The organism is Micromonospora pattaloongensis (genome assembly GCF_900107255.1).
Taxonomy (GTDB): domain Bacteria; phylum Actinomycetota; class Actinomycetes; order Mycobacteriales; family Micromonosporaceae; genus Micromonospora_I; species Micromonospora_I pattaloongensis.
On sequence record NZ_FNPH01000015.1, the window covers coordinates 1 to 16,736 of the forward strand.

The 16,736-nt window shown below is 71.4% G+C and carries 9 protein-coding genes; 6 read left to right on the plus strand and 3 right to left on the minus strand.

The features are described from left to right. Positions 1 to 231: 231 nt before the first annotated feature. Positions 232 to 1,413: an RNA ligase RtcB family protein gene (locus BLW47_RS23205; RefSeq protein ID WP_091562333.1), complete on the minus strand. Its 1,182-nt coding sequence runs from the start codon at positions 1,411 to 1,413 to the stop codon at positions 232 to 234. A 355-nt stretch (positions 1,414 to 1,768) separates the two neighbouring features. Between BLW47_RS23205 and chvE the strand changes: the two genes are divergently transcribed. From chvE to mmsB, 3 genes are all read left to right on the plus strand, one after another. Continuing rightward, positions 1,769 to 2,914, plus strand: a complete 1,146-nt coding sequence (chvE, locus tag BLW47_RS23210) for a multiple monosaccharide ABC transporter substrate-binding protein (RefSeq protein WP_425435440.1) — start codon at positions 1,769 to 1,771, stop codon at positions 2,912 to 2,914. Between the two features lie 102 nt (positions 2,915 to 3,016). Beyond that, on the plus strand, positions 3,017 to 4,555 hold the full coding sequence (mmsA, locus tag BLW47_RS23215) for a multiple monosaccharide ABC transporter ATP-binding protein (protein WP_091562336.1): 1,539 nt from the start codon (positions 3,017 to 3,019) through the stop codon (positions 4,553 to 4,555). Next, complete coding sequence (gene mmsB / locus BLW47_RS23220) at positions 4,552 to 5,802, plus strand: multiple monosaccharide ABC transporter permease (RefSeq protein WP_091562339.1); 1,251 nt, start codon at positions 4,552 to 4,554, stop codon at positions 5,800 to 5,802. Before mmsA ends, mmsB begins: the two co-directional genes overlap by 4 nt. A gap of 10 nt (positions 5,803 to 5,812) precedes the next feature. Here the strand turns inward: mmsB and BLW47_RS23225 are convergent, their stop codons facing one another. Continuing rightward, positions 5,813 to 7,756 carry a glycoside hydrolase family 9 protein gene (locus BLW47_RS23225; protein ID WP_175543771.1) on the minus strand — a complete coding sequence of 648 codons (1,944 nt, stop codon included), beginning with the start codon at positions 7,754 to 7,756 and terminating at the stop codon, positions 5,813 to 5,815. 320 nt (positions 7,757 to 8,076) lie between these two features. On the opposite strand from BLW47_RS23225, the gene BLW47_RS23230 reads away from it, so the two are divergent. Next, positions 8,077 to 9,549 carry an MDR family MFS transporter gene (locus tag BLW47_RS23230; RefSeq protein ID WP_245737007.1) on the plus strand — a complete coding sequence of 491 codons (1,473 nt, stop codon included), beginning with the start codon at positions 8,077 to 8,079 and terminating at the stop codon, positions 9,547 to 9,549. Between the two features lie 125 nt (positions 9,550 to 9,674). Here the strand turns inward: BLW47_RS23230 and BLW47_RS23235 are convergent, their stop codons facing one another. Beyond that, a complete protein-coding gene (locus BLW47_RS23235; protein ID WP_245737009.1) occupies positions 9,675 to 12,128 on the minus strand; it encodes a PA14 domain-containing protein in 2,454 nt (817 codons plus the stop codon). Between the two features lie 267 nt (positions 12,129 to 12,395). On the opposite strand from BLW47_RS23235, the gene BLW47_RS23240 reads away from it, so the two are divergent. Then, positions 12,396 to 12,680, plus strand: a complete 285-nt coding sequence (locus BLW47_RS23240; protein WP_091562349.1) for a DUF2277 domain-containing protein — start codon at positions 12,396 to 12,398, stop codon at positions 12,678 to 12,680. 166 nt (positions 12,681 to 12,846) lie between these two features. After that, positions 12,847 to 16,725, plus strand: coding sequence for a S8 family serine peptidase (locus BLW47_RS23245; protein ID WP_139307424.1), 3,879 nt, complete (start codon positions 12,847 to 12,849; stop codon positions 16,723 to 16,725). The last annotated feature ends 11 nt before the right edge of the window (positions 16,726 to 16,736 follow it).

Here is a 16,736-nt window from a genome sequence, read left to right on the forward strand (position 1 = left end):
CTACGCGCAGTGGGAGAAGATGGCCGCTGAGATCGTGCAGGGCACCTACGGTGTCGGCCCGTATGCCGGCCTGGCCGCCCAGCACTGACACCGCTGAACAACAGCACAGACACACGCCACGTGGGCGCCTTCCCGACCGGGAAGGCGCCCACCGGCATATCCGCCGGCCGGGCATCGGTTACCGCACAATTCGGGTGTGGCCGGGCCCGGCTGTCATGAGCGGATGCCCGCTCACCGCCGCTTGCGGCGGTGGTCGCGGCGGGTTCGTTGGCGCGTGGACCCGCGGTCGGGGGTCTTGTAGGTGACCAGGGGGATCGTGGTGGCCACGGGCGTGGCCAGGCCGTGGTCCACGAGGTCCGCGATGACCTGCTCGATTCGCTTGTAGGCGGTCGGCGCCTCCTCGAACAGCAGCTGGCGTTCGCCGCACACCACCAGCGATCCGACCGCTGTGCGACGCAACTCCTCGACCGTGTGCTTGGCCCGCCCGCGGCGCAGGGCGTCGGCGCGCGACATCTTGCGGCCCGCGCCGTGCGCCACGGAATGGTTGGCGTCCGGGCCGGCGTGGGCGGCGACAAGGTAGGAGGGGGTGCCTCGGGTGCCGGCGATGAGCACGTCGCGGCCGTGACCCGGCGCTGCTCCCTTGCGGTGCAGGTAGACGCCGTCGCGCAGCTCTACCAGGTTGTGGCATTCGTCGACGATCGGCGCGGTGGGCTCGGCCCCGAGGGCGTGGGCGACCCGGGCAGCCATCAGCCGCCGGTTGAGCGATCCCCAGCGTACGGCGTCGTCGTGCATCGCCAGGTAGGCGGCGGGATCGGGAGCCGGGCCCGCGCCGTGGAGCTCGGTGTGTGCCCGCAGGATCTGCTCGCCGAGACCGCGTGAGCCGCTGTGCACGATGAGAACGAGGTCGCCGGCGGCGAGCCCGAGACGGCTGGCGTGGTCCGGCGCGAAAACGGTCCCGATCCGCGCCAGCTCCACGAAGTGGTTGCCCCGACCGACCGTGCCGAGCCCGTCGACGTGACCGGCCGGAATGTCGCCGTCCACGACCGCCCAGGCCGGGTCGTCGCTGTCCTGCTCGGGATGGAGCGCGCGGTCGAGGTCGGGGAAGCGTGCGGCGAGCTTCGCGGGTTCGGCGCGCTTGAGTCCGATGGGGAACACGGCGATACCGCACCCGATGTCGGAGCCCACCAGGAACGGGTACAACACGGTCGAGGCCATGGCGGCCCCGATCGGGGCGCCCTTGCCGGGGTGGAGATCCGGCATGGCAGCGACGTGGATCATGCCGTCGAGGGCCGCCACCTGGTGGCACTGCGCGACGGCATCGGACTCGATCCAGCTCGTGGGCGAGGCGAACACGGCGACGGTGGCCAATGTGGACTGTGGCAGGGGCTGCTGCCGGGAGTGGTGCCGAGACACGGACGCTCTCTCTGTGGATGAAAAGGGGGTACGGGCGGACGGCAATGCGGCGGTTCCACGCCGCACGGCTTCACCAGTCATCGGGCCGGTCCGTCAGAACGTCATGGTCGTCACCTTGCCGGAGCACCGCCGCACGCGGCAAGCGAATTGGGCACGGAGGACGGCGGGCGGGCCGTCCCGGCAGCGCCGGCGCGAACACGCCACCAGGTTGATCGGAGCCGGTTCCTGTTACGAGATCGTGACCGATCGATTGCCCGCGCGGTGTTGATTCTGCCTATGTGAGCGCTAACACTGAGCCGCAGGTGCGACCCGTGCAGCCGGCCGACGGCGTGTGAGTTCGAGATGGGGGAAGCCTGTGAGCAGCAGAAGATTCCTGGTCGCTCTCGGCGGCGCCGTGCTGGCGCTGAGCATGGCGGCCTGCAGCGGCGAGGGCGCAGGTGGCGGCCGTGGTGCGGACGGGGACAAGCCCGCGGATCTGACCATCGGCGTGTCGATGCCGACGCAGACCTCGGAGCGGTGGATCGCGGACGGCAACTCGGTCAAGCAGAAGTTGGAGGCGAAGGGGTACAAGGTTGACCTGCAGTACGCCGGCGACGACATCCCCACCCAGTCGCAGCAGGTCGACCAGATGATCACGCGGGGCGCGGACGTGCTGATCATCGCGGCGATCGACGGCACGGCGCTGAGCGGGCAGCTGCAGGCGGCGGCCGACGCGAAGATCCCCGTCATCGCGTACGACCGGCTGATCCGCGACAGCCCGAACGTCGACTTCTACGTCAGCTTCGACAACTACAAGGTCGGCGTCGCCCAGGCCACCGCGCTGCTGGTCGGTCTCGGCCTGCAGAACCGGGACGGGTCGAAGGGGACGGCGACCGGTCCGTTCAACATCGAGCTCTTCGCCGGCTCGCTCGACGACAACAACGCGCACTTCTTCTTCCGCGGCGCCCTGGACACGCTCAAGCCGTTCATCGACGCCAGCACGCTGAAGGTAAAGTCCGGCCAGACGAAGATCGAGCAGGTGGCGATCCTGCGGTGGCAGCAGGAGACCGCGCAGAAGCGGATGGAGGACCTGCTGACGTCGAGCTACAACGACGGCTCGCGGGTGAACGGCGTGCTGTCGCCGTACGACGGCCTGTCGCGCGGGATCATCACGGCGCTGCAGAACGCCGGCTACGGTCGGTCGGCGGTCAAGATGCCGGTGGTGACGGGTCAGGACGCCGAGATCGCCTCGGTAAAGCTGATCAACGACGGCGTCCAGCACTCCACGATCTTCAAGGACACCCGCCTGCTGGCCGAGCAGGCGGTGATCGCCGCCGAGGCGTTCCTGCAGGACAAGCAGCCGCAGGCCAACGACACCGCCACGTACAACAACGGGGTGAAGGTCGTTCCGTCGTACCTCCTGCCGGTCCAGACCGTCTATCGGGACGACATCAGGTCCGCGCTCATCGACTCGGGCTACTGGACCGCCGAGGAAGTCGCCGCCGGGCGGGCGAAGGACTGACGCCGCGCCATGGCCCGGCGGTCGGCGCACCGCCGGGCCCCGCGCCCCGGCACACCCACCCGGTACCGGGATACGACGACGGAGACGCCCAGGACGGTGAGCATGGCCGACAACATCCTCGAGATGCGTTCCATCACCAAGACCTTCCCCGGGGTGGCGGCGCTCAGCGACGTCTCGCTGGCGGTCGCCCGGGGCCAGATCCACGCCATCTGCGGCGAGAACGGCGCCGGCAAGTCCACCCTGATGAAGGTGCTGTCGGGCGTGTATCCGGCCGGCTCCTACGGGGGTGAGATCGTCTTCGACGGCGAGCCCGTGCACTTCCGCGGCATCCGTGACAGCGAGGCGCGCGGCGTCGTCATCATCCACCAGGAACTCGCGCTGGTGCCGCAGCTGTCGATCGCCGAGAACATCTTCCTCGGCAACGAACGCCGCGGCGCCGGCGGCCTGATCGACTGGAACCGCACCAACGCCGAGGCCGCGACGCTGCTGGAATCCGTCGGGCTGCGCGAGAACCCCGTCACGCCGATCGTCCAACTCGGCGTCGGCAAGCAGCAGTTGGTGGAGATCGCCAAGGCGCTGTCCAAGAGGGTGCGGCTGCTCATCCTCGACGAGCCGACCGCCGCGCTCAACGACGTCGACTCGGCGCACCTGCTCGAGCTGCTGCGACGGCTCCGGGAGCAGGGGATCACCTGCATTCTGATCTCGCACAAGCTCAACGAGATCACCGCGATCGCCGACTCGATCACCGTGCTGCGCGACGGGCGCACCGTCGAGCGGCTCGACACGGGCTCGGGTGAGGTGACCCAGGAGCGGATCATCCGCGGCATGGTCGGCCGCGATCTGGACAGCTTCTATCCCTCCCGGCTCCCGTCGCCGGGCGAGGAGGTGTTGCGGATCGAGGATTGGACGGTGCGCCACCCCAACCGGGACCGTACGGTGGTCGACCGCGCGAGCCTGCATGTGCGTGCCGGCGAGGTCGTCGGGATCGCCGGGCTGATGGGCGCCGGGCGGACCGAGCTCGCCATGAGCGTGTTCGGGCGGTCGTACGGGCGGGACATCACGGGTCGGCTGTACCTGCGCGGCCGGGAGATTCGGGCGCGCACGGTCGCGGAGGCGATCTCCCACGGCATCGCGTACGCGACGGAGGACCGCAAGCGCTTCGGCCTCAACCTCATCGACGACGTCCGCCGCAACATCTCGGCGGCCGGGCTGCGCAAGCTCGCCCGGCTCGGCTGGGTGCACGGCAACGAGGAGATCAAGGTCGCGGAGGCGAGCCGCCGGGACCTGGACATCAGGGCGCCGAGCGTGATGGCCGTCGTCGGCAAGCTCTCGGGCGGCAACCAGCAGAAGGTCGTCCTGTCGAAGTGGCTGTTCACCGACCCGGACGTCCTGATCCTGGACGAGCCGACCCGCGGCATCGACGTCGGGGCGAAGTACGAGATCTACACGATCGTCAACCGGCTCGTGGCCGAGGGCAAGGCGATCGTCCTCATCTCGTCCGAGCTGCCCGAGCTGCTCGGCATGTGCGATCGCATCTACACGCTGTCGGGCGGCCGGATCACCGGCGAGCTGCCGGTGGGGGAGGCCACCCAGGAGAAGCTCATGGCGCTCATGGCGAAGGACAGGGAGACCGCCCGATGACCAGCACCAGACCCCCCTCGGCTCCCGAGCGCACGCCGTCCGGGAGCGTGCCGGCCGACGCCCTGCATGCCGGGAGCAGCGACCCGCGTACGTTGATCATGAACAACCTGCGGCAGAGCGGCATCTTCGTCGCCCTGGTCGTCATCGTCGCGTTCTTCGCGGCGCTGACCGACGGTGTCTCGTTGAGCCCGGGCAACATCACCAACATCGTCCTGCAGTACTCGTACATCCTCGTGCTCGCGATCGGCATGGTCATCGTGATCATCGGGGGTCACATCGACCTGTCGGTGGGATCGGTGGTCGCGCTCACCGGCGCGGTCTCGGCCGTGCTCGTCATCCAGCAGGATCAACCGTGGTGGATCGGCGTGCTGGCCGCGCTGGCCGTCGGGCTCGCGGTCGGCGCCTGGCACGGGTTCTGGGTGGCGTACGCCGGCATACCGGCCTTCATCGTGACCCTGGCCGGCATGCTGCTGTTCCGCGGCCTGACCCTGCGGGTGCTCGACAACATCTCGCTGTCGCCGTTCCCGGCGGAGTACCAGCGGATCGCGAACGGTTTCCTCAACGGACTGATCGGCGGCGAGGGCTACGACGCCTTCACCCTGCTCATCGGGGCCGTCGCGGTGGCGGCCTACGCGGTGACCGGCTTCCGCATCCGCGTGGCGCGCATCCGCTACCGGCAGCCCGTCGAGTCGTTCCCGCTGTTCGTCGCGCGGGTGGCGCTGGTGGGCGCCGTCGTCATGTACTTCGCCTGGCAACTGGCGCACGCCCGCGGCCTGCCGATCGTGCTGATCATCCTCGCGGTCCTCGTGCTCGGCTACGGCCTGCTCACCCGGCGCACCGTCTTCGGGCGCCAGGTGTACGCGATCGGCGGCAACCTGCCGGCGGCGATGCTGTCCGGGGTGAAGGTGCGCGTCGTCAACTTCTGGGTCTTCGTCAACATGGGCTTCCTGGCGGCCGTGGCGGGCGTCATCTACTCGTCCCGGTCGAACGGCGCGCAGCCAGCGGCCGGCAACATGTTCGAACTCGACGCGATCGCGGCGGCGTTCATCGGCGGCGCGGCGGTCACCGGTGGCGTCGGCACCGTGGTGGGTGCGATGGTCGGCGGCCTCATCATGGCGGTGATGAGCAACGGCATGCAGCTCATGGGCGTCGACCAGTCGGTGCAGTCCGTGGTGAAGGGGCTGGTCCTGCTCGTCGCCGTGGCGTTCGACGTGTACAACAAGCGGCGTGCCGGCGCGAACCGCTGACGCCGTCGCGTCATGGATCGTCACCGCGCGCGGTGAGGGCCAGCGCCAGCAGGCCGGTGGCGGTGAAGTCGATCGCCGGTTCGCTGCTGGCAAAGCTACCCACGTCGTCGGTGTACCGGGCGTCAGGACGGTCGTAATTCCGGAACGCGTCGCTGGAGCAGGGGCTGTCGGCGACATCCATCGGTAGCTCGGCGAACCGTGCCGCGGCGTGGGGGCCGTTGACCACCGCCCCGACCATGGGCGACGCCTCGCGCCCCGCACCGGGGGCACTGAGGCTGGAGATCTGGTCGTGCAGGCAGCGGGGGTAGGTGGTACCCGCGCCGACGATGAATGAGCTGCCCCAGCCGTTCGCTCCCAGCGCCACCGCGCGCTGCGCCGTGCCGAACGCGGCGTAGCGGTCGTCACCGGAGATGGTGCGGTAGAGGGCTGCGGTGGCGGCGTACCCGAGTTGGCGCGCCGCGTAATCCGGCCCGGCGATACCGGCCGCGGCCCCCATCGGGTCGCGGCCCGCGGCCTTGACGCCGGCGTCGAGTCGGGCACGCAGATCGCGTCGTAGCCGGTCGGTGCCGATCTCGGCTCCGGGTACGGCCATCGTGCTGAGCACGCGGGTCAGCTCGGCGTCGGCGATGGCGCTGAGGTCGTAGACGGTCAACGCCGCCGTGCTGCGATCGTCGGCGTTCACCCGGGCCCAGTGGGTCGCCTGCCGTGCCCACGTCGTGGCCCGCTGGTCGCCAAGGAGGTGGGCGGCGAGCGCGAGCTCGGCGCCGCCGGCGGCCAGGTCGTCCGCCCAGCTGTTCTCGGGATAGAAGCTGCGGGGTTGCGTGGTGACCAGCTCGCCGACGTCGGAGGTCTCGGCGAGGGCGAAGACCTCGGCCGCGGCGTTCAGGTGGCGACGGGCCCGGTCCGGGTCCGTCGACGCTGCCACCTGGGCGGCGAGCGCGAACGCGGCGGCGACCCGGCCGGCCAGGTTGGGGCTGAGCCGGTCACCCGGGTCGGCGGCGCGGAACACCGGCCGGTACCGCTGGAAGTAGCGGCCGTCGCCCGGTTCGACCGCGAGGGTGTCGTCGACCTGCGGCAGCCGCCACGTGTCGTGGTCGCCGAGGAATCCGTGCTCGCCCGTGCCGCTGCCGATGCCGACCTGGATGTAGAGCGTGCGGGTCCGCTCGTCCCACATCTTGTCCAACCATTCGATCCCGTGCCGCGCCTCCTCGGCCAGCCCCGCCGGTGCGGGGCCGTCGCGCGCGACCAGCAGCATCGCGATCAGCGCGTACGCGGTCGTGTGGGTGAACTTGAGGAAGTCGCCCGCGTCGTACCAGCCGCCCTCGACGTCGACCGGTCCTGCGATGCGACGCATCGGCCCGGTCATCTGGCTGTCCTCGTCGTACCGCGGGTTGTCATAGACGGTGGCCCGCCGATCCTCCAGGTGCGCCGGCACCCGCTGCCACGGGCCGGGCACCTGGTCGGCACCGTCGCGATGCGCCTGAAAGTACTGGACGGAGTCCGCCAGCAGCGGGCCGAACAGCGATGGGGCCGGCCCGATCCGGAATGCCGGCGATTCGGCGGTGACGGGTTGCTGGACGCGGATGCGGTAACGGCCCGGTGCGGTCAGCGCGCTCAGGTCGATCGGGTGCACATTCGGAAATCGTCCGTTCCATGCGCCCCGACCGGGGCCGACCCGGGCGGTGAAGATCTTCGTGCCGACGTCGTTCACCACGGTGGCGACCGCGCCGGCGGCGTCGCGGGGCGCGAGCAGCATTGCCGTCTTCGTCTCGTCCGGGGCGTACCCGACCTGATCGACGCGGAGCACCGCGTCCGCCTTCGGTTCCGGGAGCGGATCGTCGCCGACACGCTTCGCGCGCGTCACGGTGCAGGCCACCACCGCGGTCAGCGCGATCAGCGCCGGCAGCACCATCGTCCGTGATGCCCGGCCGGTCCGCCGGAAGAGAGCCGTCACGTTCCGAGTCTCCAGCATCGCCCGCGGTCACGGGGACTTCCTGTGTGTCACGTGTCGCGATCGGCATCACCGGCGCTCGATTCCGGCGTGGCTCGACCGCCCGTCCCCGCCAGGCGGACATTCCGCCCGTGACGTGGGTCTCATCGTGTCGCGGCCCGCCCCGGGAATCCCTTGCGGTGCGATCTAGTTGGTCCCGGCGGTTCACCCGCCCAGCGGAGGAAGGGGCCCGCATGGCCACGACACCGGCAGCCCGTCCCCGCGCGACCGCGGGGGAAGGCGACGCGCGTACGGGGGTCGGCTTCCGATCCGACCGTGGGCCCGTGCTCGCCGCGATCATGCTCAGCACCGGACTGGTCGCGCTGGACGCCACGATCATCGCCACCGCGGTGCCGTCCATCGTGCGCGACCTGGGTGGCTTCTCCCAGTTCCCGTGGCTGTTCTCGATCTACCTGCTCACCCAGGCGGTCACCGTGCCGCTCTACGGTAAGTTCGCCGACTCGCTGGGCCGCAAGCCCGTGATGTTCTTCGGTATCGCGTTGTTCCTGCTCGGGTCCGTCCTGTGCGGCGTTGCCTGGAGCATGCCGGTGCTGATCATCGCGCGCGCTATCCAGGGCATCGGCGCCGGCGCGGTCCAGCCGATCAGCATGACGATGGTCGGCGACCTCTACACCGTCGAGGAACGGGCCCGGGTGCAGGGCTACCTGGCGAGCGTCTGGGGGATCTCCGCCGTGCTCGGCCCCGCCCTCGGCGGGGTCTTCTCCGAGTACGTGTCCTGGCGGTGGATCTTCTTCATCAACCTGCCGCTCGGGGCGGTCGCGGCCTGGGTGCTGGCCCGCCGGTTCACCGAGCGGGTGACCCGCCGGTCGCACCGGGTGGACTACGCCGGCGCCGCCCTGCTCACCGGCGGGCTGTCGCTGGTCATTCTGGGGCTCCTCGAAGGCGGAGTGGCCTGGGGATGGGCGTCGGCCCGGAGCCTGGTGATCTTCGCCGTCGGCGCCGCCCTGCTCGTCGCGTTCGTCTTCGTGGAACGCCGCGCCGCCGAACCGGTGCTGCCGCTGTGGGTGTTCAGGCGCCGCATCCTCGCCGGCGGCAACCTCGCATCATTCGTCGTCGGCGCCCTGACCATCGGGCTGACCTCCTACCTGCCGACGTACGCCGAGGGCGTGCTCGGCACGAGCGCGCTGGTCGCCGGGTTCGCGCTGGCCGCGCTCACCGTCGGCTGGCCGATCGCGGCCACCCTGTCCGGCCGGGTCTACCTGCGGATCGGCTTCCGGGACACCGCGCTGATCGGCAGCGTGTTCGTCGTCGGCGGCGCCGTGCTGATCTCGCTGTTGACGGCGGACTCGCCGGTGCCGGCGGTCGCGGCGGCCGCCTTCGTCGTCGGTGTCGGGATGGGCCTCACCGCCAGCCCGACGCTGGTCGCCGTGCAGTCGGTGGTCGGCTGGGAACGCCGGGGCGTGGTCACCGGGACGAACATGTTCAGCCGTTCGCTCGGCAGCGCCGTCGGGGCCGCGGTCTTCGGCGCGATCGCCAACGCGACCCTCGCCGCCCGGTTCGCCGACCCACCGGCCGGGCTCGCCGGGCGGATGCCCGACAGCGCGGACACCAGCAACCTGCTGGTGGGAGGGGACGCCGGGGGCGCGGAGCCGGCGGTCGCCGACTACCTGCGCCATGCGCTGTACGACGCCACGCACCACGTCTTCCTCGCGTTGGTCGTGGTCGCCGTGCTCGGTGTCGGTGCGCTGCTGTTGATGCCGCGCCGTGCCGAACCGCTCCGGTTCGACGACGTGTAGCCGGCGCCGTTGCCCGCTCGTCCGACTGGGCGGAGGCGCCCGCCGCCGCGCCGGGAACCGTAGCGTCGCCGCCGGCGTCGAGGGTCCGGGGCGCCGCCCGCGACCCCCGACGCCCGCGTGCCGGGTCAGCCCGCGCCGTACACCTCGAACTCGTAGATGCGAGCGGCCGGGTCGGTGGTGCTGGTCGGGGCCGTGATGTTCAGCCGGACGTGCCGGGCGGCGACGGCGGCGATGGTGTGCGTCGTGGTGCTCGCGGTGTTGCCGGTGACCGTCGCGCGGGTGCTCCAGGTCGTGCCGTCGACGCTGGTCGCGATGGTGAAGTCCCGGGTGTTCCAATCGGTGCTCTCGCCGCCGGCCCCCGCGTGCTTCACCACGAACCTGTTCACGTTGTGGTTCGCACCGAGGTCGATCTGGAGATATTTCGTGGCGCCCTTCGAGCACCACTTGTCGGAGTTGCCGCCGGAGACGCTGCCGTTGACGGCCTTGGCGGGGCCCTCGCTGGTGTCGCAGGAGCTGTCGGCGACGGCGGGCCTGTTCAACGCCAGGTTGCCGGCGCCGGGCGGCGGGGTGCCGGGGATGGCGTTGAGCGTGTACCAGGCCTCCGTGCTCCACAGTGACTGGCCGGTCTCGGAGCTGAACGGCCGCGGCGAGCGGACGTGCACCACGTGCCCGGCCTTGCGGCCGGCCACCGCGAGGCTGACGGTCTTGCGGTCGGCCGACAGAACGGCCGACGTGACCGTGAGCGTCTCCTCGTCGACCTTCGGTCCGCCGTAGTCGGCGGTGGGGACGTACCGCCACTGCCTGACCTTGTAGCGCGCCGCCAGGTCCGCCGCGGTCTGGTTCGACAACGGCTGCGTGTATTCCAGGTCGAAGCCGGTGGCGGTGGCGCGCATCGCGCGGATGTCGAAGACGGCGGTCCCGTTCGGGCTCAGCTTCTGCAGGCCGTACCGCAGCTTGCCCTCCTGCCCCCAGTTGCCGTCGGCGCCCAGCCCGCCGAGGTAGATGGCGCCGTCGGGACCGAGGTGCACCTCCGAGACTCCCGCCTCCAGCCCCTGGGTGAGCCGGAACAGCGCCCCCTGGTACTCGCCGTTGACCTTCTCCAGGAAGGCGCGCTGGAGTCCGCCGTAGGTGACGTCGCCGATCAGCAACTGGCCGGCGTACACCCCGGTGGGCATCAGCAGCGGCGCGCTGGGGGAGTTGGCGATCTCGTTCTGTGGCATCCAGAGCACCGGCGGGGTCACCGGCTTGGCATCGAAGGGCCCGGCCGGGTTCATGTAGTGGTTGAAGAACCGGTCCTGCTTGATGTGCAGCAGCTTCGACGAGGGCAGCCAGCCGCCCTGGTTGTCGGTGACGAAGATGCCGTCCTCGGGACCCCAACCGATGCCGTGCGGGGTGCGCAGCCCGCCGGCCACGTAGGAGACCGCGCCCGTGTCCCTGTGCACCCTGATCGTGGTGCCCCGGTTCGGGGCCGGCTGCGGATTGGTGGTCGCGCCGCCGTAGTTGATCGACACGGACAGGTTCACGTAGAAGTACGGCGCCTGGTAGAGCAGGCCGAACGCGAACTCGTGGAAGTTGCCGCCGTACGGCCAGGTGGCGACAGTGTCGTACCGGTCGGCCACCTCGTCGCCGTTGGTGTCGACCAGCCTCGTCAGCCGCTGCTTCTCCGACACGTGGACCACCCCGTCGACCACCTTCAGGCCCATCGGTTCCTTGAGGTTGCCGGCGATCTTCTTGGTGGTCACGCTGCCGGGCCCGGTCGCGCCGCCCGTGTTGGTCAGGATGTACACCTCGCCGGCCTGCGACGTCCCGGACTGGTCGTTCCCGCCCCAGGTCGAGATGACCAGGCGTCCGTCGGCGAGCCAGTCCATGCCGGTCACCTTCGGCTGGAAGCCGGCGGGGCGCAGGTTGGTCAGCGTGAAGCCGGGATGCACGCCGGTCAGCGGCAGGCCGTCGCCGGGGGAGTCGGTGACCCCCTCGCACTCCTTGCGGCCCGGCGCCGTCACCCGGACCACGCCGGCGTCGGTGCTCAGCGCCGAGTTCGGCACGACCGTGAACGAACTCGACCCCGGCGTCTTCCACTCCAGCGTGATCTGCTGCCCGCCGGTGCGCTCGAAGTGGTCGATGCGCAGCGGGTGCAGGCCGGCGGCGAGCGTCGCCGTGCCCTCCTTCGGGGTCGGCCCGTGCAGGCCGTCGTGGTTGATCACCACGGAGTTGTCGATCGTCAGCCTCGAGCCGTCGTCGCTGGTCAGCCGGAAGGCGTACGAGCCGGACTGGGAGATGTTGAGGTTTCCGAGCGCCTGGGCGACGAAGTGGTCCTCGAAGCCGAAGTCGGCGGCCGACGTCCAGTTGATGGTCGGCATCAGCTTGTCGACGTTGGGAGTCTGGCCCGGCTTCAGCGTGCAGAGCTCGTTGAGCGGCACCTGCACGTCGAAGACGCGCAGGGTGACGCCCGGCTCCTGTTCGGCGGCGGCGGTGCCGGCGCCGGCGGGGGCGGGGACGGCCCAGAGGCCGCCCGCGAGCACGAGTGCCGCGGCGGCCCGGACGGGACTGCGGAATCGGCGTAGCAGCCGGATGCCCATCGTTCCTCCAGAAGAACGTGGAAATGATGGCGGCTGACCCCTCGGGATGGTCGGGGTTGGCGACAGCCGGGGGCTCGATCCGCAGGGGGTCATCGACGCCGACGATCGACCCACCTGAATACCGGATTGATGGGTCGAAACACTAGGCGAAATCCATCGCCACGTCTACATCCCTCGATGACCGACGCACGGGGCGCAGCTCCGGCGACACCATCGACAGCTGCCCGGGCTTCCCATTCGTCGGTGCCGAGCTGGCATGGTGGAGGCATGTGCCGAAACATCCGCGTCCTCCACAACTTCGAGCCGCCGGCGACCGGGGACGAGATCGAGGCCGCCGCCCTGCAGTACGTGCGCAAGGTCAGCGGCACGACCCGTCCGTCCGCGGCCAACCAGGAGGTGTTCGACGAGGCGGTGCGGGCGGTCACCGCGGCCACCCGGGTGTTGCTCGACGGCCTCGTGACCAGGGGCCCGGCGCGCGATCGCGAGGTCGAGGCCGCGAAGGCCCGGGCGCGCGCGGCCGAGCGGTACGGGCCGCGGCCCGGCACGCACTGAGCGCCGCCGTCGCCGGCCCGAACGTCCGGGCCGGCGGGTCCATCGAGCGGGTGGGCGTGACCTTTCGGTGCTGGCGCTGCGTCTACCGCTCTGTCACACTGCGTTCACCTACAAGATCCGTATCCTGACCGCGCGGTCCTCAACTCCGCGCTCCACGGGGGTTTTCGTGCCACGTCGCCGTCCGGCGGTGGTTGCGCTCGCGCTGGCGGTCACCGGGGCGTTCGTCCCGACGTACCTCGCCCACGCCACGCCATCATCCGATCACGAGTTCGCCGCTACCCGGCTGCCGCGGCCGCAGCGGTCGCCCGACGCCGGGGCACGCGACTTCGACCCGCACGCCGTCCTGGTCCGGTTCAAGTCCGACGCCGCGCGGTCGGCGAACGACCGGGCCCTGTCCCGGCGCGGCGCCCGCAGCCTCGCGAGCGTCGCGGGCACCCGGTTCGTCAAGGTGCGCGCCGAGGGCTCGGCGATCGACCTGCTGCGCAGCCTGCAGAAAGACCCCGCGGTGGCCGCCGTCAGCCTCGACCACAAGCGCAGCGCCACGGTCGCGCCGAAGGACCCGGCGTACGCCTCGGGTGACCAGTCCTACCTCAACACCGTCCGGCTGCCGCAGGCCTGGGACCGGGCCAAGGGCTCCACGAGCCAGGTCATCGCCGTGCTCGACACCGGTGTGAACACCGCGCACCCCGACCTGGCGGGCCGGACGGTGGCCGGGTACAACGCGATCAACCCGAGCCGGTTGCCGACCGATGACAACGGCCACGGCACGATGGCGGCCGGTGTCGCGGCGGCCAACACCAACAACGGCATCGGGGTGGCCGGCGCCGCCTGGACCGCCCGGATCATGCCCGTCAAGGTGCTCGCCGCCGACGGGTCCGGTTACGACTCGCACATCGCCGCGGGCGTGACCTGGGCCGCCGACCACGGCGCGAAGATCATCAATATGTCGCTGGGCGGTCCGGACGACAACGCGGTGCTGCAGGACGCGATCCGCTACGCCACGGCCAAGGGCGCGGTGGTGGTGGCCGCCGCCGGCAACGACGGCGACGGGAGTGCGCAGTACCCCGCCGCGTACCCCGAGGTCATCTCGGTCGGCGCGACCGACGCCGCCGGCCGGCTCACCGACTTCAGCTCGTACGGCGACTGGATCGACGTCGCCGCCCCCGGCGCCGGCATCGTCTCGACCGGGCTGGGGAGGGAGTACTACGTCGCCGACGGCACCTCCTTCTCGGCGCCGCTGGTCTCCGGCACGGTCGCGCTGGTCCGGGCGGCCTACCCGAGCCTGACGCCCGCCCAGGTCCTCGCCCGGATCCAGTCGACCGCCAGGGACGCCGGGCCGCGCGGCATCGACCCGTACTACGGCCACGGGGTCCTCGACGCCTTCGCCGCGGTCGGCGGCACGTGGGGCGCGGAGTTCCCGGCGCCGGCGCTCGGCGCGAACGAGCCGAACGACGTGCCGGCCCGCGCCACCGCGCTGGCCGCCCGCGCCACCGGCACGATCGCCGCGGAGGGCGACGTGGACTGGTACCGCTACGCCTCGGACGGGAACCAGGTGGTCGAGGTGACGGTCACGCCCGCGGCGTACGACGGCGCGCGGGCGCAGAACGTCGACCCGGTGCTCGCGCTCTATGACCCGGACCTGCGGCTGATCGGCGAGGCCGACGCGACCGGGCCGGGCGAGACCGAGAAGCTCTCGGCCACGATCGCCGCCGGCGTTCATTACGTCTCCGTGCGCAACTACAACGGCGCCGCCGACACCCGGCCGTACACCGTCTCCGTCAAGACGGTTCCCGCCCCACAGTTCGCCCCGCCCCAATCGACGCGGGTCGGCTCGTGGCCGGAGACGGTCGCCATCGGTGACGTCACCGGGGACGGCCGCCCGGACGCGATCATGGCCACCGGCTTCGACTCTGACGAGGCCAACGACTACACGCTCTTCGTCTTCCCGCAGCGGCCGGACGGCGCGCTCGGTGCGCCGGTCCGATACGCAACGCGGTTGCAGGGCGCCGACGCCGGGGGCGCCGGCCTCGCCGTCCTGGATGTGAACGGCGACGACAGGCAGGACGTCGCGCTGGCCACCAAGGCGGGGGTGGAGCTCTTCCGGCAGACCGGCGAGGGCACGCTGGAGTCCACGGGGACGCTGCCCGACACTACCGGCAGCGGGGGCGTCGTCGCCGCCGACATGGACGGCGACGGCGACACGGACCTGGTCGTCCGCGGCGAGGCGGGGATCCTCCTGCTGACCCAGCAGCCGGACGGGACCTTCACGAGCTCGTCGGTGACGACGGACGGTACGCCCGAGGTTGAGGTCGGCGACGTCGACGGCGACGGTCGCACCGACGTGGTCGCCGCTTCCGGCGCGACCGTTCGGGTCTACCACCGCACCGACACCGGGTGGGACCGCACCGAGCACCCCACAGGATCCACCGAGGGGACCAGGGGCATCGAGGTCGCAGACGTCAGCGGCGACGGCAGGGTGGACGTGGTCGCGAGCCTCGGCGGTACCCGGCCGAGTGCGAACGTCGCGGTGTTGCGGCAGAACGCGACCGGCGGATTGGACCCGGCCCAGCTCCTGCCCGTGGCGGACGCCCCCGGGCCGATCGAGGCGGCGGACGTGAACGCCGACGGTCGAGCCGACGTGGTGACCGCGCACGGCGGCTGGGCGACGCTCAGCGTCCTTCCACAACTGTCGGACGGTTCGTTGGGCCCGCCGGTCGGCTCCGCGATCCCGTACGCCTCGCACTACAACGCGCAGGGTATGGCACTCGGCGACATCAACGGTGACGAGCGGGCCGACGTGGTCATCGCCGACGACAACAGCGGCCTGGTGGTGCTCCACAACGGCGCGGGCGTGAGCCCGGTCGGGGAACAGCAATGGGTCCGGGACGTCGCGCCGGCCGACTTCGCCGTCGGCGCGCCGCTCGACGTGCAACCGACGGTGACGTTCGCCCGCGAGATCGACCCCGCCACGGTGACCCCCTCGACGGTCCGGCTGGTCAACGGCCGCACCGGTGCCGCCGTGCCGGCGACCTCGTCGCTGACCGGCTCGACCGTCACGCTGACCCCCGACACGGCATTGCAGGACAACACGCCGTACCGGATCGTCGTCGGTGGGCTGAAGGACAGTTCCGGCACGGCGCAGACGGCGCCGTTCAGCACCACCTTCCGAACGGTCGACCTCGCGCCCGCGGCGGTCGACACGCTGACGGCGACGGGGGCGTACCAGGCGGCGACGCTGGGCTGGACGCTGCCGGACATCACCGACCTGGACCAGGTGATCGTGCGGTGGAGCGCCGGCGCCACGGCCCCGACCTCGGTCACCGCGGGCAACGCCGGGTACGCGGGCGTCGGCACGGCCGCCGTCGTCAGGGGCCTGGTCGGCGGCGGGACCTACAGCTTCGCGGTGTGGGTCCGGGACCGCTCCGGCGCGTACAGCCCGGTCGCCACGACGCAGCTGGGGGGCACCGCCGTCACGATCACCAGCCGCGTCAGCATGGTGACGTACGGCGGCGCGGTGACCCTGACCGGGGTGCTCACCCAGCGGGACACCGGCGCGCCGCTGGCCGGACAGCCGGTGCAGCTGTACGGCCGGGCGCGGGGCACGACGGCATTCGCGGTGCTGGGCACGGTCACCAGCAGCGGCACCGGGGCGGTCGCGTTCAGCCACAGGCCGAGCCGCAACTTCGAGTACCAGTGGGTGTACGCCGGTCCGGGCGACCGCGTCGGCGCCGGCAGCAGCCTGCGGGCGGTGAACGTGGCCAGCACGGTGACGGCGGCGGCGTCGAAGAGTTCGTTCCGGCTCGGCGGCAGCCTCGTGCTCTCCGGCAAGGTGTCGCCCAGCCACGCCCGGCAGACCGTCTACCTGCAGCGTCTGGTGGGCGGGTCGTGGCGGAACGTCACGAGCCGCAGCCTCTCCTCGACGAGCAGCTACTCGTTCACCGTCGAGCCGACCACGCGCGGCACGTACCAATACCGGGTGTACAAGCCGGCCGACGCGGACCACGTGGGCGCGGCGAGCGTGCCGCGCAGCGTCAAGGTCACCTGACCCCGCGGTTT